We start from the raw sequence: 24,150 nt of genomic DNA on the forward strand, positions 1-24,150 counted from the left end.
GGAAAATTGTATAAGTATTAATAAATATTGATTGAACCATTTCGAGGAGAAATCTGCATGAAGAAACTTGTTATTATGTTATTTACCCTGGCAGCTTCATTCCCACTAAGGGCCGGTGAGGATATGTGTGGCGTTAGAAATTATGCATTTGAACACGGGGAAAGTATTTCATATACTATTTTTTATTCCGTAATTGGTATTTATGTAAATGCCGGAACAGCCAATTTTACTACCTACCTTGAAAAATTAAATAATAAAGATGTTTACCACGTTGTGGGAATTGGAAGTTCAAATCCAAGCTATGACTGGATTTTCAAAGTGCGCGATCGTTATGAATCTTATATTGATACTGCTACTTTACAGCCCTATAAGTTTATACGAAATGTGGATGAAGGTGGCTATAAAACATATGAAAATGTAACTTTTAATCATCAAACAAATACTGCCATTACTGCAAAGGGAGTATATAAAGTGCCAAGTTGTATTCAAGATGTTTTAAGTTCTATTTATTATGCGAGAAATTTAGATTTTAATAATTATAAAGTGGATGATAAAATTCCTTTTGATATGTTTCTCGATAACCAGGTTTACCCCCTTTATATCCGTTACTTGGGCAAAGAGGTTATCAAAACAAAATATGGTAAATTCAGAGCCATAAAATTTAGGCCATTATTAGTAAAAGGTACTATTTTTACAGGTGGTGAAAAAATGACTGTTTGGGTTTCAGACGATGCCAACCATATACCATTGCGCATTGAAAGCCCAATTGTAGTGGGTAGCGTAAAAGTTGATATGATGCAATACCGCAATTTACGCCACCCATTGTCATCAATGATCGGAATTAATTAATAATACAATTACAGATCCTGAAGTCTGAATATTTCATTTTGCCGAATGCCTTTTTCGGTATTGGTTAAGTTGCAACATTCATTTTGAATATCATGTTCAAAAAATAAAACATATTTCTCCTTAACTGCTTTATTTAAAAAATATTCTTTTTCATTTAATGTAGTTAATGGAAACATATCATAAGCCATTACATAAGGCAGGGGAATGTGGGCAATAGATGGTAATAAGTCGGCCATAAATACAACGGTATGGCCTTTGTACTGTATTTGTGGCAGCATCATTTTATTGGTATGCCCATCGGCAAATAAAATGGAAATATCGTTGTGAAATGGTGCTGTTACGGGTTCATCTATTTTACCTGTTGGAATAAACTGAAGCTGGCCGCTTTGTTGAATGGGCAGAATATTATCTTTTAAAAAAGAAGCTTTTTCTCTGGCATTTGGTTTTGTTGCCCATTCCCAATGGGCCTCATTACTCCAATAAGTTGCATTTTTAAATGTTGGAACCAATTGGCCGTTTTCTAACGATATACTTCCACCGCAGTGGTCAAAATGCAAATGTGTTAAAAAAACATCTGTTATATCATTTTTGTGAAATCCCAGTTGGTGTAACGATTTATCCAAACTTGCGTCCCCATTCAAATAGTAATGAGAGAAGAATTTTGCATCTTGTTTATTGCCAATACCATTGTCAACTAAAATCAGTTTATTCCCATCTTCAATTAATAAACAACGCATAGCCCAGTTGCAAAGATTATTTTCATCGGAGGGATTTAATTTTTGCCAAATTGTTTTGGGTACTACGCCAAACATAGCACCGCCATCTAACTTAAAGTTTCCGGTTTCTATGGTATGTAATTTCATAAAAAAGGTTTTATGCTTTAACAAAGTTACAGGTGAAATTATATTACCATTTGTACTTCTTCAATTTCGTTTGGGTTAGCCTTTTTAGTAATAATGCTAATTAACAGTAACATGCCAATAATAAAAAATACCATTAATGCAATAATTGAATTGCGCATATTACCTGTTATTTGTTGAATGAAGCCGAAACTAAACATGCCAATAACAATGGCAATTTTTTCCGTTACATCATAAAAACTAAAAAATGAAGCAGTATCTTTTGTTTCGGGCATTATTTTGGAATATGTAGAACGACTCAAAGATTGTATGCCGCCCATTACCAATCCAACTACACCGGCCACCACATAAAACTGCAATTCAGTTGTAATAAAATATGCGGCAACGCAAACGGCTATCCAAATAATGACTACAAATAATAATATTTTAAAGTTGCCGAATTTGTCGGAAAGTTTTGCCATTACATGAGCCCCACCAATGGCTACAATTTGAATGATAAGTATGCACGCAATTAAATTACTGGTTGCCATTTGCAATACTTGACTGCCAAATAAGGTGGCTGCCAACATTACCGTTTGAACGCCCATGCTGTAAAAGAAAAATGCCAATAAAAATGTTTTGAGTACAGGCATTTGTTTTGCCTGATGCCAAACTTTTTTTAATTCGCGAAAACCATGATAAATAATTTGTGTTTGTTTTGTTTTATTATTACCGTTGCTTTTAGGTAAACGTGCGAAGGTAATTTGGGCAAAGCCCATCCACCAAAGTCCTACCAATAAAAAAGATAATCGAGGAGCAAATCCGGCATCTGTTATACCAAACCATTCGGGTTTTAATACAAATACAAAACAAATAATTTGCAAAATAACACTGCCTACATAACCGTAAGCAAAACCTTTGGCACTTACATCGTCTCTGTCATTTTCAGCGGCAATTTCAGGCAGGTAGGCATTATAAAAAACCAAGCTTCCACAGTAACCGATAGCAGCCAATATACATGCAATAATACCCAGGCTTAATGTGTTTTTTGTAAACCAAAATAAAGCACAGCAAGCAAGGGAACCTAAGTAACAAAAAAATTGCATAAAAGCTTTTTTGTTTCCCTTATAGTCGGCAATTGATGATAAAATGGGAGATATGATAGCAATAATAAAATAAGCTAAAGCTAAAGCATAATTATATAATGATGCGCTTTCAATTTTTATACCTGCAAAACGAACTTTATGGCTAATAATATTACCGGCCTTGTCGGTAAGTGTGGTAATGGCATCATAATATGCGGGGAAAATAGTAGAGGTAATTACCAGATTGTAAGCACTATTTGCCCAATCGTACATAGCCCAACCATTGATTACCTTTTTGGGTGCTGTTTGCATGTACCTTTTGCTTTATTTTAATTAAATGATTGGGCTACAAGGTATAAAAATTATGCTTAGTTAAAATTATAAATTGCCTGAGTAAATTAACACTAAAACAATAATACCCACAATTATTCTGTACCATCCAAATAACTTAAAACCATGCTTTTGTAAATAAGAAATAAAAAATTTAATCGCCAACATGGCTACCACAAATGCCACTACGTTGCCTACTGCTAAAAGTTTTAAATTTTGTGTATTGGTTACTACTTCCGGATTTTCTTTCCAGGTTTTCAACATTTTATAACCTGTTGCAGCAGCCATTGTGGGCACAGCTAAGTAAAAAGAGAATTCGGCTGCCAGTTTTCGGGTTAATTTTTGTTGCATTCCACCAATAATACTGGCAGCACTTCGGCTTACACCCGGAATCATGGCTAAACATTGCCAAATACCAATAATAAATGCTTTGGGATAACTTATTTTGTCATCACTACCAATGTTGTTGTGGCTAAAAACTTTATCAATAAATAATAAAATAATTCCACCTGCTAAAAGGGTAATGCCTACAGTAAGCGGGCTTTCCAGTAACATATCAATCTTGTCTGAAAATAATTTACCTAATACTAAAGCGGGAATAACTGCAATAATTAGCTTAACATAAAACTGCCAACGACTAAAATCGAAAAATTTACGCCAATATAAAACTACAACCGATAAAATGGCACCCAGTTGAATGGCAATTTCAAACATTTTGGTAAAAGCATCTTTTTCAATATGCATGGCTGAACTGGCAATAATCATGTGTCCGGTTGATGAAACGGGTAAAAATTCCGTTACTCCTTCTATTATTCCTTCAATAATGGCTTGTATTAAGTTCATATTTTTTTGAAATGCGGGTTAACTAATTAAAAAAATGAATAATAAAAAAGCGATGCCGAAACATCGCTTTTACTTTATAATAAATTTTTTTATGCCGAGGGTTTTTTTAAGATGGCAAAAATTTCAATAACCAAACCCAAAATAATGGTAATTGGCGCAATGGTTACACGCGTAGTGCTATATACCAAGTTATAATCAAATTTATTGGGGTCTTCATTTTTTCCGCCACTCATTAAAAACATGCCAATAATAATAACAATGGCACCAATAATCATTAGTTGATAGTTTTTTTTGCCAAAAAGTGGTGGCATTTCTTTTACCGGGGCATTTTTTTTATCTGTCATGGTCGTGTTATTCATTCAGTTAGGCACGCAATATAAGAAACCCAAGCATTTATACGTGTTAAAATATTAATTTTTTAAGATTCTGTGCTAGTACAAATCGTCTAACTTCATTTTAAGGTACTTTATTACACTTCTGTGTGTACTGAATAGTGAAATGGCAACACCAACCAAAATCATACCCCCGAATAAAATAAAGTTTAAAGTATTGTCGTGAATAACCTTTAGCTGGGGCACCTGATTTTCAATCCAGCTAATAATTCCGTATAAAAGAACTATGGCTATAATGGCACTAATAAGGCCATTAATAATGGCTTTTATATCCATTGGCCGTGCAATGAAACCACGTGTAGCGCCCACCATTTGCATGGTTTTTATTAAAAAACGATTGCTAAACATTGCTAATTTAATGGTATTGTCAATGCTAAATATTACTATAATGCACAATATGCATGAAATTACCAGGAAGGCAAGGCCAAAGCGGGTTGCTTTTTCGTTAATGTTATTTACTAATTCGCCGGGATATTTAATTTCGGTAATTTGATTACCGAATAGCGTCATAATATGGTTAGAAATATTATTCAGGCTATCTTTATTTACATAGGCAGCACGGGCATAAAAATCAATACTTTCCGGTAAGGGGTTGGCATCTAAAATTTTCGCCCAGTCTTCATTGTTATCTTTATTCCAAATTTGTTTGGCTTTTTCTTTATCAATATATTCTACGTTTTTAGCAAAAGGCTGACTTGCAATATACTGCTGCATTTGGCTAATGGAATCCTTATTAGCTGTGCGTAAAAATATTTGTACTTTAATATCCTCTTTCAAGGCATTGCCGGCTCTTTCAAAATTTAAAAATACCCAGCCCATAATACCCATTAACAGTAATACTAATGCAACGCCTACAATACTGTTTATATAATTTGGTTTGCTTTTTTTTAATGATGAACTTTTTGTTGGTTGCATATTATAAGTTTAAAGTTTAATATAATGTAAATGAAGGGCAATGCCTTACATTTGCGCTATTACATTAAGTTTTGTTGCAAAATAGCGCAATTTTTTTTTGGAAAAAGGTTTGTGAAAAACTGTTCAGTAATTTTAAGTTTTAACACCGGTTTGCAACGATAACGATTTTTATATCAAGTTAGTATGATGGAATATAATTTTAAGGAATTAGAACAAAAATGGCAACAATATTGGAATGAAAACCGTGTGTATGCGGTACCCAACCAATCATCCAAGCCAAAGTTTTATGTGTTAGATATGTTTCCTTATCCCAGTGGTGCCGGTTTGCATGTTGGGCATCCTTTGGGGTATATTGCCAGCGATATATTTGCACGCTATAAGCGGCTAAAAGGTTTTAATGTATTGCATCCCATGGGCTACGATGCATTTGGTTTACCGGCTGAACAATATGCTATTGAACATGGTATTCATCCCGCTATTTCAACAGAAAATAATATTCGAAATTTTCGAAGTCAATTAAATAAAATCGGTTTTTCATTTGATTGGGAAAGAGAAGTAAAAACTTGCGATCCAGCTTATTATAAGTGGACTCAATGGATTTTTCTTGAATTATTTAACAGTTTTTTTGATAGAAATCTTCAAAAGGCCCGCCCAATTGCGGAATTGATTGCAGCGTTTGCAAAGCAGGGTAATCAGCAACACGAATGTCCGGGTGATCATCATTTGCATTTTACCGCTGATGAATGGAATAATTTTTCAGAAAGTGAACAGCAAAATGTGCTAATGCAATATCGCTTGGCTTATTGTGGTTATGGTGAAGTAAACTGGTGTCCTGCATTGGGAACCGTATTGGCAAACGATGAAGTGGTGAATGGTGTTAGTGAAAGGGGAGGACATCCGGTTGAAAAAAAGAAATTACGCCAATGGTATTTACGCATAACTGAATATGCCGATAGATTGTTGCAAGGATTGGAAACGGTTGATTTTAGTGAGGCTATGAAGGAAATGCAAACCAATTGGATTGGTAAAAGCAGTGGGGCTGAAATTGATTTTGCAATTGAAGGCTCAACTGAAAAATTAAGAGTATATACCACACGCCCTGATACTATTTTCGGTGTAGATTTTATGGTAATTGCGCCGGAATTAGCTTTGGTACATAGTATTACTACACCTGAACAAAAACAAGCTATTGATGAATACCTTGCTTATGTAAAAAGCCGAAGCGACAGAGAGCGTCAAGCAGAGAAGCGAGTTTCAGGATGTTTTACTGGTGCTTATGCAATTAATCCATTTAATCATCAACGTATCCCCATTTGGGTAGCTGAATATGTATTAGCCGGTTATGGTACCGGTGCCATAATGGCCGTTCCATGCGGTGATGAGCGCGATTTTAAATTTGCACAACATTTTAATATACCTATTACCAACATTATTGGCGCTGCTTTTAACGGAAAAGAGGCAAATCCTACTAAAGATGCTGTTTTAGAAAACAGTGGTTTTTTAAATGGTATGCCTATGCGTAAAGCCATGGAGGTTGTAATTAATGAATTAGAAAAGTTGGGTATTGGTAAAAGAAAAGTGAATTACAAAATGCGCGATGCTGCATTTAGCCGACAGCGTTATTGGGGTGAACCATTTCCAATAAAGTGGATTAACGGAAATGCTGTTCCGTTATCTAATAAGGATTTGCCGGTTTTATTACCCAATGTAAAAACCTATAGCCCCGGACCGGAAGGTGAAGGACCATTGGCGAATATACCGGAATGGGTTGAACAACACTTAGAAACCAATACTATGCCCGGTTATGCAGGCAGCAGTTGGTATTTTTTGCGTTATATGGATCCTCACAATGATGCTGCATTTTGTGATAGAGCCATTAGCGATTATTGGGGACAGGTAGATGTTTATGTAGGAGGTACAGAACATGCCGTAGGGCATTTGCTGTATAGCCGTATGTGGACAAAAGCCTTGTATGACTTAGGTTATATTGGGTTTGATGAACCTTTTAAAAAATTGGTCAATCAAGGAATGATTCAAGGTAGTAGTAGGTTTGTATATAGAATAGGGAAAATCGTATATGATTTAATATATGATGAAGCCGCTGCTCTAGAATATGCTTCTAAAAATTTTATTAATGATAATTATACAAAAGAAAAGCTGAACTATGAGGTCGGTTTGCAATTTAGTGAATTATTTCAAAAGATTAATTCTAATTTGTTTGTTTCAAAAGGTATCATTGACAATATAGCTAATATTGGTATTGAAGATATTATTATCAATAAACTTAATTCAATAATTGAAAATGAATTATCTCAACTAAATAATTTTTTAAGTAAAATTAAACCAAGAATAAATCAAATTAAGTCTCAATTACACTTTAACGCCCTGCACGTAGATGTAAATATGGTTGATGGTGTAGTACTTGATTTGAATGCCTTTAAACAATGGCGCAATGGTGAATATGCCAATGCAGCATTTATTTTAGAAGATGGTAAATATATCTGTGGAGTTGAAGTAGAAAAAATGTCTAAATCTAAATTCAATACGGTTAATCCCGATGATTTAGTAGCTAAATATGGTGCCGATACTTTCCGTATGTATGAAATGTTCTTAGGCCCTGTTGAACAAAGTAAACCTTGGGATACAAAAGGTATTGAAGGCGTACATCGTTTCATTAAAAAATTATGGCGCCTGTTTTTTGATGAAACAAAAGGTACTTTGCTAGTGAATGATAATGAGGCTAGTCCTCAGCAATTAAAAATTTTACACAAAACCATTAAAAAAATTGAAGAAGATACCGAGCGCTTCTCTTTTAATACTGCTGTAGCTGCATTCATGGTTTGTGTTAATGAACTTAGCGATTTAAATACACATAATAAAGCTATTTTGGAACCTTTGGTAGTTATGCTTGCACCCTATGCACCACATGTTGCTGAAGAATTGTGGCACGTGTTGGGAAATACTACTTCAGTAGTAGAAGCTCATTTCCCCCAATGGGATGCACAATATTTGGTGGAAAGTGAAAAAGCTTACCCGGTAAGTGTAAATGGTAAATTGCGCACTACCATTGCTATTTCTTTGGAAGCTTCACAAGCTGAAGTTGAACAAATTACATTGCAAAATGAAATAATTCAAAAGTGGATAGAAGGTAAGCCTATTAAGAAATTCATTTTTGTGAAAGGTAAAATGATTAATGTAGTGGTTTAGTAATTGTTTATGCTCATTAATAAGTAATTGCTAAACGATTTACTCCATTTGCTGTACAATAAACGGAATCGGTAATTGATTGAAAGGGGCTTGATGTGTCTTTTTTAAAAGATACCACTAATTTGGTAAACTGATTAATCGCGGTATGGTAGGTTAATGCAGTATCTGTATTTGTTGCTCTAAAATCAAGCCCCCATACAGACGTTTTACCATCCATTGTCGTTTCAATTCCAATGTAGGGAGTATTATTAGCATAACTGCCCCTTCTATGTAACTCTACAGTAAGCAATGTTTTAGAATAGAAATTAAACTGTAAGTTATTAAGTTGGTTTGTATCTAATGCATAAAATGAATAAGAAGCATATTGATTAGCTTTAGGAACAATACCGGGTCCGTTAGGTTCGCAATATTGAATGGTATTGTTGGGTTGTGGGGTTGAAATAACAAGATGATGGTTTTTAAGTAATGATGTATCTAAAACTATTGGTAATTTAAAATAACCTTGTTGATTGGTTGTGGTACTTCCTAAATTGTATTTGCTACAGAAAATACAGTATTGGTTCCGGTATAATTGTACAGTAATTGGCTGATTGGCAATTACGATATTTTTGCCCTTGTCAAGCACATATCCGGCAATAATTACTTCAGCACAATTTCCTGTGCATACCAATATTTTTTTTCTGCACGAAATTGTTATTAACAATAGAATGCTTGTTACCCATAAATAAAGCGTTTTCATGCCATAGTATTATCTTTTCATAGATAATTAAGCATAAAAAATCGCTGCTTTCATTTCAATTTGGGGTAAAGCATTATAATCATTACAAGTTTGCTAATGCAAATCGGTTATTATTGATTAGTGTAGTGTTACTAATCTTTTCATTGCATTAATGGTACCTGCATGTAAACCTTCATGAAAAGGAAGAAATTGTATGGCCTCAGTTATATTGCTAATGGTAACTCCATAACGTGTTTGCAAGGGCTCATAATTTACAAATAGTTTTTTTTCAATATCGTTTTTCAATTGTTCTAATGAAGCAGTAAAACTATTTTTTATGCTTTCAATTTCATCGTAAGTAAAAATTTTATTGGGTTTACTTCCACTTTTAAAATATTCTGTAATGCTTTCATCTACAACCGGATTCAATCCGGAACGGATATAACAAATACCTTGTTGTGCAGCAATTAAATGGCCTAAATTCCAAATTATATTGTTGTTGAATCCGTTAGGTGTTGTATTCAGTTGTTCCTCAGTTAGTGGTTCACAAATGGAAAGAATGAATTTTCTGGTTAGAATAATGTTGTTAATGATGTTGTGCATATTGTTAGTTGATTAGTTTGTTTTTGGGAATTACAATGGTGGCAATAGAATGAGGTAAGCTATTAATGTATGCAGCATTGCCGTGTATCCATAAATGATAACCAAGTGGTTTATCTGATTGATTCATAACTATTACCGCTACAGTGCCATCTGTATTTTCAAATGCAGTTGTTTCTAGTTGATCTCTATTTGCTGAACTGATAATTCTTTTAGCTCCTGGATGAACAAATTTTGAAAATTGACCTATATAGTAAAAACTGTTAGTATAAATTAATTTACCTGAGCGTGTATCAGCATGTACTGGTGCAAAGCAGAAATTGCCAACATGGTTGGGCCCGCCTTTTTCATTTAGTAAAATATTCCAGTCTGTTCATGCAACGGTGCCATTATTAAAATCATTAATCATGGAGTGGCCATATCGTTCACCCAAACTCCAATCATTCAACTTCTCAAAATCAAATTTTTCATTACATCCTTCCGTAAAAATTAAATTTTTGTTTGGAAATGCTTCATGTACTCTTTGTTCATTTAAAAATTCCATACCGCTGCCGGTCCATGTTTCATACCAATGGTAGCCTATACCCCAAACATATTTGGCGGCAGCTTCATCTTCTAAAACTGTACTGGCTCTTTGATAAAGCAAGTCTCGATTATGATCCCATATAATTAATTTCTTTTCAGCAAGGCCATTCCGTTGTAAAGTAGGTCCCAAAAAGTTTTTAACAAAATCTCTTTCAGCTTCTGCAGTGTAAATACACGACTCCCAGGTTTGTTTTGCCATGGGTTCATTTTGTACAGTTAATCCCCAAACAGGAATGCCATTGGCTTCATATTCTTTTATAAATTTTACGTAATAATTGGCCCATGCGCTTCTAAAGTTATTTTTTAAGTGCCCACCTTCCAACATACTATTATTATCTTTCATCCAAGCAGGTGGTGACCAGGGCGAAGCGAATAAATGGAATTGTTGGCTGCTCGTTTTCATTGCGGCCTTAATAAGTGGCATTTTGTATTGTTGATCGTGGGCAATGGAAAACGTGGTTAAGTTACTGTCATTATTCGCAACATAAGTATAACTGTTACTGCTGAAATCGCAACTGTTAATATTGGTTCGAGCCAATGTATATCCAATACCTGCTACTGGATTATAATAAGCATTTAGTAATTCTTTCTGAGTAAGTACCGGTAATTGGTAAAATGTTTCAGCAGCGGCATCAGTTATGGCACCGCCAAATCCAATAACTGTTTGAAATTTCTTATTGGGGTCAACAAATACGCAAACTTCTGTTTCAACAGGTTGCCCCATGTGATGAAAAGTTAAACTATCTGTAGCCGTTATTCGATAAGGTGTAGCTTTTGCGGTTGTATAAACGATTATATTATTGGAAGCATGTTTTTTCTGTGACTTCGTTTTATCTGAAGTTGGTATTAATACAAAACTCATTTCAATTACGATTATGAGTATAACTGAAAATATTATTTTCATCTATTATAATTTCAACGAAGTTAATGATATTTCCTTGTCACCCTTTTCTTTAATATAGTAAAAAAATAATTTATTTGTTTTATTCTTTGATAAGAATCGAAAAACTATTCCACTTAACAATTTTGAAACATTTATAAATGAATGTATTAATATCAATAGAAGTTCTGATTCTTTTAAATATTTGATTTTAACACACTACTCAATTTTCTATCATTTAAACAATTAGCTTGTAGTTAAATATAGTTTGATTAAAAAAATATTTGTAATTGCTTTATTCATAATTGAATAAAACATTCTTCATGGATTTGTAGATTAATTGATGTAAACTATGATTTAAATCATTTGAAAGGTACAATGTACGTTGTAGCTTCATTTTATCAATTTTTAATCACTTTAAATAAAATTTTATGAAAAGAATGTTTTTATTCATCTTATCGGTATTAATGATAGTTGGTACCGCAAGAACCCAGACTCAAACACAAGACAGAACCCAAGATCAATTAAAAGATCAAACTCAAAAAAGAGATCGCATTCATTCTGAAGATCATTTGATGATGAAGGATGGTAAAATGTATCAGGTAAAAAATGGAGAAATGGTTCAGTTAAGGGAACAATTACGATTGAAAAATGGCGCAACCATCGAGCCCAATGGTATGTATCAATTGGCTAATCAGGAAAAGTATCAATTACGCAATGGCGAATGTTTGGACATGGATGGAAATAGATATCTTAATCAAAACAGATTTAACCAAAGAAAGATGATGACGAATAAAGAAATGGAACGCTATCGCAATATGAATATGCGTAAGAATAATCCTGCAAAGCCAACTGCTAATAGGCAAGGTATGAATGGTAATAAATAGATGAATTAATTGATATACTATTTGCATTCACTCTGATCTGAAATTTATTCAGCGCAATGCAAAATGGTGAATAGTGAATTGTAATATATTTCTGGGGGCATTATTACAATTAAATTAATCCATTTGCTTGCGCTGTTTTAATCATACATTTTTTAGCCATCATTCCAATAAAATACAATTACCTAATTGTAATAATTCAATTCTAATAATATGCGAATACGCTTATACATATATTATACAATTTTTTTAATAGTTGTTTTTAATACAGTAAATGGTCAAGAAAACAACCCTTACGATTCCTCGCAGATTTCTATTAAAAAAGAACAAAAATATTCATATGTTGAAGCGGGTATAAATTATATAAGCGATATTGTTTTATGGGAAGAAGAGATTCAGTTGCAGTACCTTATTTTTCACCATCTTTCACTTATTATAATAAATCAGGACTTTTTGCATCTGCATCATTTTCATATTTAACTAGTTCTGAGCAACAGCGGATTGATTTATATACATTATCATTAGGTTATCATACAAAGTTCAATAATTGGTTTGCAGGAGCTTTAATAACGAAATATTTTTTTAATGATCAAAGTTATAATGTAGAGTCTGAGCTTTCAGGCTACGGAAATGCTTATTTAGGACATCATTTCGGCAATGCACTGAATTGGTATGTAGATGGGATGTTGAGTTTTGCATCACAACCTGATTTTTTCATAAGCACTGAGTTGAGTCATGATTTTTATTTGCTGCAAAACGAGCTTAGCATTAGTCCGACCCTTCAATTAAATGCAGGTACACAAAATTATTATAATGCCTACTATACAACTCGCAGGTACAGTAATAAAAGAGATACAAACAGTTCAGGTAATGGACAAGGTGGAAATGGCCAAGGTTCAGGTTCTGGAAATAGTTCATCAATCCCCACATCTATTATGGTACAGAGTGCTTCTGCCTTTCAATTGCTGAATGTAGGGGTATCTATGCCCATTATCTACGATTTACCCCATTTCACTATTTCCCTAAATCCTCAAATTGCTTTTCCACTAAATCCTTCATCAATTACATTAGATGGAGTAACAATAAAAGAAAATTTGAGTAATTATTTTTATTGGTCTATTTCAGTAAACTATCGTTTTTTTAAATAATGAATTCAACTCTTTGTCCATTTTATAAATGCATAATCCCTTTCACTTTTCCCCATAATTCATTATCAAAATTTGTAACAGAAAGTTGAGAGCTATCTGCAGCATTGCCCATTCTTATTACCACTAATTTTTGGGAAGGTACTACGTATATTTTTTGATCATTTTTGCCTAATGCTGCATACATATCAGCAGGTGCATTGGGTATAAGTGCTTGTTGAAATACTGTTTGTAGTTTAGGTATCATGCAACTGCTTTTTCCATTTAGCCAAGTTAAATAACCATAACTTAAGTTTAAATTTTGTGAGGTATTTACTTGCTGTTGGAAATAAATTGAATCACTTAAAATCGGCAATGTTCCCCATTTGCCCTTGTTCAACAATAATAAGCCAAATCTTGCCATACTACGTGCATTGCTGTAATACACATTGTTTGAATTAGGAATTTTTATCCATGTTCCGGTCATGCCGATTGGGTTCCGGATTTTTTGTTGAAAATAATTGTTGAAAGACATACCCGATGCATTTGCAATTACCTGATCTAAAAGAGTATATGCACCCGTATGATAAGCCCATCGAGTACCGGCATCTGCTTTATAAATTAAGCACGATGGAAGTGTACAATCATTATCGGGTACACCATCATCTAAGCCCGTGGTCATGGTAAGTTGGTGGCGGATGGTTATTTTATTTTCTTTATCCGGTGGTGCTGATGTCCACCCTGTGCCCAAGTATTTCGAGGAAACATCATTAATATTCAATAACCCTTCTTGTTGTGCAATGCCTACCAAAAAAGCCGTCATGGTTTTACCCGCAGAAGCCCAATACCAAATGCTGTCTGTAGTAAAATTATCAAAGTATTGTTCAAACGCAATTTTCCCATTTTTTAAAATAATGAATGCTTTTGTGTTTTTACTTTTTAAATAGGGCACTAATCCATTTAAAGCTTGTGCATCCCATCCTAAATTGGCAACAGGAACAGTTTCCCATGCAGTGGTATTTTGTGGAGGGAAATATAAGGTATCTGCAATGCCAGCAGGATTGGCCGTTACCGTTTTTTTATTACAGGAATAGAATACCATTAACGCAACTAAACTTACAAAAGTTAATTTTATTTTCATATACTGCAGAATTGGCATGTTTCGACTGTAATGTACTTAATAAGTTTAAACTGTGATAGTAAATACATCATTTGTATTAGCAAGCTAAATGGTTTAAATGGTTAATAATTGTAATTGACCGATATCAAATAACGTTCTATTTTCTCTTTATATCCACCATTTTTTAAGTGTAGAACATAACTTCGGTACTGCGCCATTGCTACTGCCATGATGAAATATTGTTTCTTTGTAATATTATTTATTATTTTTATAAATGATTCTTCTGCTCAAAAAAAGAATGCATCATTTCAATATGTAATGCATAAAATACATACCCCTATTAAAATTGATGGTAAAATGGATGAAGCCATTTGGCAAAAAGCACCTGTAGCCAATCACTTTTTTATGGTGTTACCTATGGATACCAGTTTGGCAAAAGTTAAAACTGAGGTTCGTATGTTATACGATAACCACAATATTTATATGCTGGCCATTTGCTATAATACAACAAAAAGCGACATGATGGTTGAGTCATTACACCGCGATTTTAATTTTTTGAAAAATGATAATTTTATTTTCTTTTTAGACCCATTTGATGATCAAACTAATGGTTTCAGTTTTGGGGCCAATGCAGCAGGTGCTGAATGGGATGGTGCCATGTATGAAGGTGGAAAAGTAGATTTAAATTGGGATAACAAATGGCTGTCCGTTGTAAAACATTATGATAACTATTGGATTTTTGAAGCTGCTATTCCTTTTAAAAGTATTCGATACAAAAACGGAATTAAAGAGTGGGGCATTAATTTTAGCAGAAATGATTTAAAAACAGCCGAAAAGTCCAGTTGGATACCCATTCCCCGACAATTTCCAACTGCAGCATTGGCTTACACAGGAACATTAGTTTTGGACTCAGCCCCACCATTGTATAAGAAAAACATTTCTTTGATTCCTTATGTATTAACCAATTGGCAAAAAGACTATACTAATAACACTAACGGCAGTCTTAACCAGCGAGTTGGTTTGGATGCTAAAATATCTGTAACTCCAGCATTGAATTTGGATTTCACCCTTCATCCCGATTTTTCGCAGGTTGAAGTAGATCAGCAAGTAACCAATTTAAGTAGGTTTGAATTGTTCTATCCTGAAAAAAGACAATTCTTTTTAGAGAATAATGATTTGTTTGGTGATTTCGGTATTACGAATATTCAGCCATTTTTCTCCAGAAGAATTGGCTTAGATGCACCCATTAATGCCGGTGTTCGATTAAGTGGAAAACTGAATAAAGATTGGCGTATCGGAGCCATGGATATGGAAACACAACAAATGACAAGCAGTTACTTGCCTAACCAAAATTTTTCAGTTTTAGCTTTACAACGACGCGTATTTCAGCGTTCCAGTATTGGATTCATTTACGTTGATAAAACAGCGCTTAATTATCACCCCGGAAAAGATAGTACTAAACCAATTTATTCTTCTTTCAATCGAAATTTAGGCTTGCAATACAATTTGGCTTCACCTAATAATGTTTGGACCGGAAAAATGTTATTACTAAAATCCTTTAGTCCTGACGTATCAGGAAAGGACTGGGCTCAGGCAGCTAACATTAACTATAACAGTCGTAAGTGGAATATTATTGGGGCTTATGAATATGTTGGAAAAAATTATTCAGCTGAAACCGGCTATGTGCCAAGATCGAATTACATACGTTTTAATCCCCAGATTATTCGATATTTTTTTCCTAATGGCGGACCCATTTTAAGCCATGGGCCACAATTTAATTTTTCGTATTACTTTAATACGCAGTGGCAAAAAACAGATTATGAAAATACATTTCTTTATTTAATAACCTTTCGAAATAAATTTAGTGTTGATTTTTATGCCGCGCATGATTATGTGCAACTGTTACAACCCTTTGATCCCACTAATACTGGTAAAGATTCTTTGATTACAGGCTCTTTACATCAATGGAATACCGTTGGATTTGATATAAATTCACAACCTCAACAATTGTTTACTTATTCATGCTCATTTCGATATGGGGGCTATTATGCAAATGGTAAACATTTGGCTATTTATTCAACCATTGGTTATCGGTTTCAGCCCTTTGTAAACATTAATATGAATTTCAGCTACAACTATTTGCAGCTGCCTGCACCATGGGGCAATACCCCTTTTTATTTGGTTGGTCCTCGTATTGATTTAACTTTTACTAAGAATTTTTACTTTACTACTTACGTTCAATACAATAATCAATTAAACAATTTGAATATCAACAGCAGATTGCAATGGCGCTATAAACCTGCATCAGACTTGTTTTTGGTTTACACCGATAATTATTTTCCTGCTCCATTTATGGTTAAGAATAGAGAACTGGTGTTAAAGTTTAATTACTGGTGGAATCTTTGATAATTTGATTTCTTTATAGTAATGGATGAATGATTTTCCAAACATTGTCTGCCACAATTTTTGCCCCTGCTGCATTAGGATGAATGCCATCCGGTTGATTGAAATTAGGATTACCACCCACTCCTTCTAATAAGAATGGTATGAGCATAATATTATTTTTTTGTGCAAGTTTGGGATAAATTGTTGCAAAACCTTTCGTGTACTTTATGCCTAAGTTGGGTGGCAATTGCATGCCGGCCAAAACAATATTTGCAGAAGGATATTTTGCTTTTACCTTATCAATTATAGCCTGCAAATTTTGTTCCGTAACGTCAAGTGGTATTCCTCTTAAACCATCATTGCCACCTAACTCTAACACAAATATGTTAAGTGGTTTTTGAAGTATCCAATCTATTCTAGCCAATCCGGCTGTAGTAGTTTCGCCACTAACTCCTGCATTAACAATTTGCCAGTTTAAATGTAAACTATCTATCTTTTGTTGAATAATAGCCGGGAATGCTTGCTCAGGGTCTAAACCATATCCTGCAGTTAAGCTATTTCCAAAAAATACAATTGTTTTACTTGAATCTTTTATGGATTGAATACTGTTTGTATTTATTTCATTTTGGTGAGATTTTGTTGAATTATTACAAGCTACGGTAAACAGTATAACACACATTGCTATATAAAAGCCCATTATTTTCATAAAGTTGCTGTTTGTAAGGTTACTGATGAAAAGATACACTTGAAATGATTTAATTTTATGTTGATGCCTTATTATTTATTTACAATTTCAGATAACATTCGGTTTGTGCAGTATTCATAAGCAATTTAAACAAAAATTATGGGAGATATATTGCAACTTCAACAGGTAAATAAAATATATACCAGTGGTGGAAAAGAACTTTCTGTTTTGGAAAATATTAATTTCTCGGTAGAAGCCGGAACAACATTAGCTATTGTGGGGCCTTCGGGTAGTGGTAAAACAACGTTATTGGGTTTGTGTGCAGGATTAGATAAACCTACCAATGGAAAAATATGGCTAAATGGCCAATCAATAGAACAATTAAGTGAAGATGGATTGGCTGCTATTCGAAATAAATACGTTGGATTTATTTTTCAAAACTTCCAATTAATGCCTACACTTACCGCTTTAGAAAATGTGATGGTTCCACTTGAGTTGAGAGGTGAGAAGCATGCCAAAACTAACGCAATGGAGTTGTTAGAAAAAGTAGGACTGGCAAACAGGCATCATCACTATCCTGCACAATTAAGCGGTGGCGAGCAGCAACGCATTGCCATTGCTCGAGCTTTTGCCAATAAACCCGCATTATTATTTGCGGATGAGCCAACGGGTAATTTAGATGCTGAAACCAGTGAAATAATAGTGCATTTAATTTTTGATTTGAACAGAGCAGCCGGCACCACATTGGTTTTGGTAACACATGATGTTGAATTAGCCGCAAAAACACAACGTATTATTCGTTTGAAAGGCGGTAAAATTGAACAAGATTCTATGGCAGTATCATTGAATAATCATGCTTAGTAAAGCTTTTTATTCTCAATACAATTACGCAATATCTTTTTTGAATGGAAACGAGTTTCAAAAATAAAGTATCAGTAGGATGGTTGTTTAAGATGGCTTGGCGAGATAGCAGACGTAGCCGAAGCAGGCTTTTTTTATTTGTCCTATCTGTTATTACCGGAATTGCCGCATTGGTTGCCATTTATTCTTTAAGCAATAATTTGAACACTGCCATAAATACACAAGCTGCTGAACTGTTGGGCGCAGATATTAGAATAACTACCAATCAACCTCCAAACAAAGCTGTACAGCATATCATTGATTCATTAAATAATGAAAGCCAACACGCCGAACAGCGCAGTTTTGCATCAATGGTGGTATTTAAAAAGAATGGTGGAAGCCGGCTTGTGCAGGTAAAGGCTTTACAAGGCAATTATCCTTTTTATGGTTCGTTGGAAACTGATCCTTTAAATGCAGCAATAAGTTTTCGTAGCCAACAGGCTGCTTTGGTTGATGCAACTTTAATGCTGCAATACAATGCCAATGTTGGCGATACCATTCAAGTTGGTAATTTAAACTTTGTAATTGCCGGAAAACTATTGAATGCTCCCGGGCAAACAGGTTTTGTTACAACTATTGCACCGGTAGTTTACATTCCACTTTCCTATTTATCAGAAACCGGATTATTACAGAAAGGCAGTCGCGTTAGTTACCAATATTATTTTAATCCTATTCAAAAGCAAACTATTGATGAGTGGGTAAAAAAACATCGTGATTTTTTTGAAAAGAATGACGCTAATATTGATTCAGTAGCAACACAAAAAGAAAGTACCAGCCGATATTTTGCCGATTTAACTCGTTTTTTATCATTAGTGGGTTTTATTGCATTGATATTAGGTTGTATGGGCGTTGCAAGCGCCGTAAATGTATATATTAAAGAAAAAGTAAACAGTATTGCAGTGTTGAGATGCTTAGGTGTTACATCTTATCAGGCATTTGCCATTTATTTTATTCAAATTATGATGGCAGCTTTGTTAGGTGCAATATTAGGTGGATTACTAGGTATTGGCATACAACAATTGCTACCTGCTGTTTTAAAAAATTTTCTACCTGTAAATGTTTCAACTGCGGTGTCTTGGAAAGCAGTAGGACAGGGTATTGTAATAGGTTTAATAATGGCCATTCTTTTCACCTTTTTACCGCTTATGGCTATTAGAAAAATTAGTCCTTTATTGGCTGTGCGTATGGATTTTGAAGCAAAGACTAAACAAAGTGGTTCAGCAAATTCAATTATTTATGTTTTAATTGCTTTGTTTATATGGGCATTTGCGCATATACAAATGAAAAATACTGTACAAGCTGTACAGTTTACTATTGGGATTGGTGTTGCTTTGTTGTTATTGAGTTGGGTTGCCCGATTATTACGTTTTTTTGTGCGCCGATTTTTCCCAACCAATAGTAGTTATGTTGTTCGGCAAGCACTTGCTAATTTGTATAGACCTAACAATCAAACTACTTTATTAATGATAAGTATTGGGTTGGGAACTGCTTTCATTAGTATTTTAATGTTATTGCAAACAGTATTGTTGCATCGAATGCAAATAACTGCTGCAACCAACCAGCCAAATATGGTTCTTTTTGATGTTCAACAAGATCAAAAATCAGGCATTGATAGTTTGGCTAAACAAGTAAATGTACCTTATAATAATTGGGTACCGATTGTAAATGTGCGTATTTCGGCATTAAATGGTTTAAGTGCCAATCGTGCGTTAAGTGATACTAATCAACAAGTTTCCAAATGGTTATTCAGAAGAGAATATCGAGTAACTTATCGTGATACACTTACCAATACAGAAAAAATTGAAAGTGGCAAATGGGAAGGTACATATAACGGTACTGGGTTGCCGCATATATCAATGGAAGGAAATTATGCCAAAAGAAATGGTGTGAAGCTTGGTGATACACTAACTTTTAATGTACAGGGTTTATTGGTGCCCACTATTGTTGGTAGTTTTAGAAAAGTTGATTGGGGAAATTTACAAACCAATTTTTTAGTGGTGTTTCCCAATCATGTATTGGAAAGTGCACCGCAATTTTGGGTGTTGCTTACACACATTCAAAACAAACATCAATCTGCTTTATTTCAGCAAAAAGTTTTGAATCAATTTCCCAATGTTTCAATAATCGATTTGGCCATGGTTTTGCAGATATTAGATAGTTTATTGCATAAAATTGCTTTTGTTATTCAGTTCATGGCAGGTTTAAGTATTTGTACGGGTATAATTGTATTTGTAGCCTCTGTTTATATAAGCAAATATCAGCGTATTCGTGAAGTGGTGTTGTTAAGAACTTTAGGTGCATCGAGCAAACAAATTTTTTTCATCAATGCTTTAGAATATTTTTTCTTAGGATTTTTAGCTGCTTTAACAGGAATTATTTTAGGCGTAATTGCTACGTGGTTACTTGCTGTTTATATTTTTGAAACCAATTTTACTATTCAATTTTTCCCGCTTGCTTTATTGATACTTATTATTTGTTTTGTCACAGTTGCCATTGGTTTGCTGAATACTAGGGGTATTTTAAAGCAATCGCCACTCGCTGTATTACGAAATGATGTGCTATGAGTTGTAATAAAATTTTCTAAATTGAAATTTTGAACTATTGCTCTGCCGATATTAAAAATCTATCCATTAATTCTTGTAAAAAAGGGAATTGTGTCGGAAGAAATTTTTCAGTTTGCTTAATAATTAAATGTTCACTTTGAACATAGCCAGTATTGGTTAATTCGTGTTTGCCATGTTGTAACATTTGTAAAAGCAAATGCATTTCAATTTCCGGATGAAATTGTAGGGCCAATACATGGTTGTTGTATATAAAACCCTGTTGTGAGCAAGCATTAGAATAGAATAGTTGTTGGGCCATATGCGGTAGGTCGAAAGTATCGCCATGCCAATGGAAAGCATGGAAATTGGGTGGCAATAGGTTAGAAAGTGGATGGTTTGTTGAAGCATAAATAGGCCACCAACCAATTTCTTGTTCAACATGTGCAAAAACCCCCGCACCTAAAACACTGGCAATTAGTTGAGCGCCTAAACAAATGCCTAAAACCCATTTTTTTTCGCGAATAGCTTCTTCAATACAATTTTTTTCAGCTGTCATCCATTTAAATTTCTTTTCCTGATGTACACCCATAGGTCCGCCCATAATGATCAATAAATCGTATGAGTTAGCAGCAGGAAAAGGTTCATCATTAAATACACGTGTAACGTGTATTTGATATTCCTTCTTCTTTACCCATTGCAAAAGGGTTCCGGGGTTTTCAAATGGAACATGTTGTATAAAATGTACCCGCATCATTTTGTTGCTATTGTTTTTGTAGTTTTACCAAAATATAGCACTGCGCTGACTAAATGGGAAAGCAGTTAATGTTGCTAAAATTATTACATTGAGTACACAATGGCAAATCCTAATTTAAATAGTAATAAAGAACAAATGAACTTGGCTGATAAAGAATTTGAAAATACGATTCGGCCAAAAGAATTAGACGATTTTTCCGGTCAGCCACAATTGGTTGAAAACCTGATTATTTTTATAAAAGCTGCAAAAATTCGAGGAGAAGCACTTGATCATATTTTGTTTCATGGCCCACCCGGTTTAGGGAAAACAACTTTAAGCAGAATTATTGCCAACGAATTAGGGGTAAATATTAAAGAAACCAGTGGTCCTGTAATTGAAAAACCGGGCGACTTGGCAGGTTTGCTTACCAATTTAGAGCCCAATGACGTTTTATTTATTGATGAAATCCATCGCTTAAGTACGGTTGTAGAAGAATATTTGTATGCTGCTATGGAGGATTTTAGGATTGATATCATGATTGATAGCGGGCCCAATGCCAGAAGTATTCAACTTAACATTAATCCTTTTACATTAGTGGGGGCAACAACACGAAGTGGCTTACTTACAGCCCCGCTTTTATCGAGGTTTGGAATCAAGTCTCGCTTGGAATATTATCCTGCAACTACGCTTCAAAAAATTATTAAACGAAGTGCCATTATTTTAAATGTGCCCATTACTGAAGAAGCAGCTTTTGAAATTGCCCGAAGAAGCAGGGGAACGCCGCGTATTGCCAATGGTTTATTGCGTCGGGTTCGCGATTTTGCACAAGTATTGAATGATGGTAAAATCGATATAGGGATTACCCAACATGCTTTAAAAGCTTTGAATGTGGATGAGTTTGGTTTGGATGAAATGGATAATCGCATTTTGCTTACCATTATTGAAAAATTTAAAGGAGGGCCTGTAGGTATTACTACCATTGCTACCGCAGTGGGTGAAGAAGCAGGAACTATTGAAGAAGTATATGAACCTTTTTTAATTCAAGAAGGTTTCTTACAGCGCACCCCAAGGGGTAGGGAAGTTACTGCCAAAGCTTACCAACATTTGGGTAAACATAGGCCTAAAGGGAAACAACCAGATTTATTTAATGAATAACAATCTTTAATAAAAACACCCTTTTAGCGCACTTACTAAATAAAAAAATGAGGCTGCAATTTGAACAGCCTCATTTTTTATTTTAAAGCATTTATTTAATTTATGGAGCAACTAATCGGAAACCGTTGCCGTGAATATTTACTATTTCAATATTGGTATCGTCTTTCAAATATTTACGCAATTTAGCAATATAAACATCCATACTTCTGCCATTGAAATAGGTATCACTGCCCCAAATTTTTTTCAATGCTCTTTCGCGGGGTAGAAGATCATTTTTATGTTCGGCCAACATTTTTAATAACTCATTTTCTTTAGGGGAAAGTGTGTGAGTTTGACCATTGTGGGAAAGCTCTCTTAATTTAGGATTGAAGTGGTAAGTACCTAAATCAAATTCCACGTTATCATTTATACGATTTTCCTCTTCATTGCGCTTTAAAATGGCTTTAATTTTCAGTAAAAGTACTTCACTGTCAAATGGCTTGGTAATATAATCATCTGCCCCTAATCGGTATCCCTGCACAACATCTTCTTTCATGGTTTTTGCGCTTAAAAAGAACAAAGGAATATCCGGATCAACGTCTCTAATTTCTTCTGCCAAAGTAAAACCATCTACATTTGGCATCATAACATCTAATAAACAAATATCAAATTTCTCTCGCTGAAAGGCGGCTAAACCCAGGCGTCCATCTCTTTCCAACACTACATCATAGTCATTCAGCTCTAAATAATTTTTTAATACCATTCCTAAGTTGGTATCATCTTCACAAAGCAAAATTTTGTATTTCTTTTTTTCTTCCATAGCCGTGCTTGTTTTTATGTTTATCAAATAAACTTCATATTAGTAATAATTCATGCTAACGGAGGCGCAATCTTTTGTTAAAAAACGTTTATTTTCCTTTAAAGATATTACTAATTTTGCGTTTTTAAAATAACAATTTTCAAATCAACCCAACTGTTACCATTTTAGCTTGTTAAGATTAGAAAACTGAGCCTATGATGATTACACAGGATAATAAATTGAAGAAACTGATTATTATTGGCGACAGGGTTTTAATTAAACCTTCCAAGCCCAATGAGCAAACTTCAAGTGGGCTTTATTTACCTCCCGGGGTTCAGGAAAAGGAAAAAGTTCAACAAGGCTATATCATTAAAACAGGACCCGGATATGCTATTCCTCTTCCGGTTGAAAATGAACCTTGGAAAACGGAGGAAGAACAAGTGAAATATATTCCTTTGCAAGCTAAAGAAGGCGATCTTGCCTTGTTTTTACTGAGTGGGGCAACAGAATTGTTGTATGAAGGTGAGAAATATTTTATTGTTCCTCAAAATGCCATTTTAATGTTAGAAAGGGAAGAAGATTTGTAAAAAACATCACACC

21 protein-coding genes and 1 pseudogene are annotated in these 24,150 nt (G+C 34.3%); 9 read left to right on the top strand and 13 right to left on the bottom strand.

Translation table 11 applies throughout. The features are described 5' to 3' along the window. The first annotated feature begins 57 nt into the window (after window positions 1-57). Window positions 58-849 carry a DUF3108 domain-containing protein gene (locus LX80_RS10980; protein WP_111296389.1) on the top strand — a complete coding sequence of 264 codons (792 nt, stop codon included), beginning with the start codon at window positions 58-60 and terminating at the stop codon, window positions 847-849. Window positions 850-857: 8 nt separating this feature from the next. On the opposite strand, the gene LX80_RS10985 is transcribed toward LX80_RS10980, so the two are convergent. The 5 genes from LX80_RS10985 to LX80_RS11005 all read right to left on the bottom strand — a co-directional run bounded on the left by LX80_RS10985 (window position 858) and on the right by LX80_RS11005 (window position 5,253). Continuing rightward, window positions 858-1,712 (bottom strand): MBL fold metallo-hydrolase, encoded by an 855-nt coding sequence (locus LX80_RS10985; RefSeq protein WP_111296391.1) that lies wholly within the window; start codon window positions 1,710-1,712, stop codon window positions 858-860. A 38-nt stretch (window positions 1,713-1,750) separates the two neighbouring features. Continuing rightward, complete coding sequence (locus LX80_RS10990; RefSeq protein ID WP_111296393.1) at window positions 1,751-3,085, bottom strand: MFS transporter; 1,335 nt, start codon at window positions 3,083-3,085, stop codon at window positions 1,751-1,753. Between the two features lie 66 nt (window positions 3,086-3,151). After that, entirely contained in the window at window positions 3,152-3,946 is a 795-nt protein-coding gene (locus LX80_RS10995) for an undecaprenyl-diphosphate phosphatase (protein WP_111296395.1), read from the bottom strand. Between the two features lie 89 nt (window positions 3,947-4,035). Further along, window positions 4,036-4,290, bottom strand: a complete 255-nt coding sequence (locus tag LX80_RS11000) for a DUF3098 domain-containing protein (RefSeq protein ID WP_111296396.1) — start codon at window positions 4,288-4,290, stop codon at window positions 4,036-4,038. A gap of 87 nt (window positions 4,291-4,377) precedes the next feature. Beyond that, complete coding sequence (locus LX80_RS11005; RefSeq protein WP_111296398.1) at window positions 4,378-5,253, bottom strand: cell division protein FtsX; 876 nt, start codon at window positions 5,251-5,253, stop codon at window positions 4,378-4,380. Between the two features lie 186 nt (window positions 5,254-5,439). Here LX80_RS11005 and LX80_RS11010 point away from each other — a divergent pair, with 186 nt between their 5' ends. Beyond that, complete coding sequence (locus tag LX80_RS11010; protein ID WP_111296400.1) at window positions 5,440-8,460, top strand: leucine--tRNA ligase; 3,021 nt, start codon at window positions 5,440-5,442, stop codon at window positions 8,458-8,460. A gap of 16 nt (window positions 8,461-8,476) precedes the next feature. Here LX80_RS11010 and LX80_RS11015 read toward each other — a convergent pair whose 3' ends face one another. The 4 genes and pseudogenes from LX80_RS11015 to LX80_RS11025 all read right to left on the bottom strand — a co-directional run. Then, window positions 8,477-9,199 (bottom strand): hypothetical protein, encoded by a 723-nt coding sequence (locus LX80_RS11015; RefSeq protein WP_111296402.1) that lies wholly within the window; start codon window positions 9,197-9,199, stop codon window positions 8,477-8,479. Window positions 9,200-9,316: 117 nt separating this feature from the next. Continuing rightward, entirely contained in the window at window positions 9,317-9,781 is a 465-nt protein-coding gene (locus LX80_RS11020; RefSeq protein WP_111296404.1) for a DinB family protein, read from the bottom strand. Between the two features lie 4 nt (window positions 9,782-9,785). After that, window positions 9,786-10,028, bottom strand: coding sequence for a glycoside hydrolase family 30 beta sandwich domain-containing protein (locus LX80_RS14635; RefSeq protein WP_317046482.1), 243 nt, complete (start codon window positions 10,026-10,028; stop codon window positions 9,786-9,788). Next, a pseudogene (locus LX80_RS11025) lies at window positions 10,017-11,267 on the bottom strand (glycoside hydrolase family 30 protein); the annotation flags it as partial. The gene LX80_RS14635 and the pseudogene LX80_RS11025, both read right to left, overlap by 12 nt. A gap of 407 nt (window positions 11,268-11,674) precedes the next feature. Here LX80_RS11025 and LX80_RS11030 point away from each other — a divergent pair. After that, a complete protein-coding gene (locus LX80_RS11030; protein WP_146250483.1) occupies window positions 11,675-12,130 on the top strand; it encodes a DUF6799 domain-containing protein in 456 nt (151 codons plus the stop codon). 377 nt (window positions 12,131-12,507) lie between these two features. Continuing rightward, complete coding sequence (locus LX80_RS11035; protein WP_111296408.1) at window positions 12,508-13,275, top strand: hypothetical protein; 768 nt, start codon at window positions 12,508-12,510, stop codon at window positions 13,273-13,275. Between the two features lie 22 nt (window positions 13,276-13,297). On the opposite strand, the gene LX80_RS11040 is transcribed toward LX80_RS11035, so the two are convergent. Then, complete coding sequence (locus tag LX80_RS11040) at window positions 13,298-14,392, bottom strand: serine hydrolase domain-containing protein (RefSeq protein WP_111296410.1); 1,095 nt, start codon at window positions 14,390-14,392, stop codon at window positions 13,298-13,300. Between the two features lie 207 nt (window positions 14,393-14,599). Between LX80_RS11040 and LX80_RS11045 the strand changes: the two genes are divergently transcribed. Next, window positions 14,600-16,777: a DUF5916 domain-containing protein gene (locus LX80_RS11045; RefSeq protein ID WP_111296412.1), complete on the top strand. Its 2,178-nt coding sequence runs from the start codon at window positions 14,600-14,602 to the stop codon at window positions 16,775-16,777. 13 nt (window positions 16,778-16,790) lie between these two features. On the opposite strand, the gene LX80_RS11050 is transcribed toward LX80_RS11045, so the two are convergent. Further along, window positions 16,791-17,462, bottom strand: a complete 672-nt coding sequence (locus LX80_RS11050; RefSeq protein ID WP_211307751.1) for an arylesterase — start codon at window positions 17,460-17,462, stop codon at window positions 16,791-16,793. A 138-nt stretch (window positions 17,463-17,600) separates the two neighbouring features. Here LX80_RS11050 and LX80_RS11055 point away from each other — a divergent pair, with 138 nt between their 5' ends. Continuing rightward, entirely contained in the window at window positions 17,601-18,302 is a 702-nt protein-coding gene (locus LX80_RS11055; protein WP_111296414.1) for an ABC transporter ATP-binding protein, read from the top strand. Between the two features lie 44 nt (window positions 18,303-18,346). Next, entirely contained in the window at window positions 18,347-20,905 is a 2,559-nt protein-coding gene (locus LX80_RS11060) for an ABC transporter permease (protein WP_111296417.1), read from the top strand. A 34-nt stretch (window positions 20,906-20,939) separates the two neighbouring features. On the opposite strand, the gene LX80_RS11065 is transcribed toward LX80_RS11060, so the two are convergent. Next, a complete protein-coding gene (locus LX80_RS11065) occupies window positions 20,940-21,638 on the bottom strand; it encodes a type 1 glutamine amidotransferase (RefSeq protein WP_111296419.1) in 699 nt (232 codons plus the stop codon). 99 nt (window positions 21,639-21,737) lie between these two features. Between LX80_RS11065 and ruvB the strand changes: the two genes are divergently transcribed. Then, window positions 21,738-22,772, top strand: coding sequence for a Holliday junction branch migration DNA helicase RuvB (gene ruvB, locus LX80_RS11070; RefSeq protein WP_111296421.1), 1,035 nt, complete (start codon window positions 21,738-21,740; stop codon window positions 22,770-22,772). Between the two features lie 100 nt (window positions 22,773-22,872). Here ruvB and LX80_RS11075 read toward each other — a convergent pair whose 3' ends face one another. Beyond that, window positions 22,873-23,571 carry a response regulator transcription factor gene (locus LX80_RS11075; RefSeq protein WP_111296423.1) on the bottom strand — a complete coding sequence of 233 codons (699 nt, stop codon included), beginning with the start codon at window positions 23,569-23,571 and terminating at the stop codon, window positions 22,873-22,875. 194 nt (window positions 23,572-23,765) lie between these two features. Between LX80_RS11075 and LX80_RS11080 the strand changes: the two genes are divergently transcribed. Further along, on the top strand, window positions 23,766-24,137 hold the full coding sequence (locus tag LX80_RS11080) for a co-chaperone GroES (RefSeq protein WP_111296425.1): 372 nt from the start codon (window positions 23,766-23,768) through the stop codon (window positions 24,135-24,137). Window positions 24,138-24,150 lie beyond the last annotated feature (13 nt).

The sequence above is a fragment of the Hydrotalea sandarakina genome (assembly GCF_003254115.1).
In the GTDB taxonomy this organism is placed as follows: Bacteria; Bacteroidota; Bacteroidia; order Chitinophagales; family Chitinophagaceae; genus Hydrotalea; species Hydrotalea sandarakina.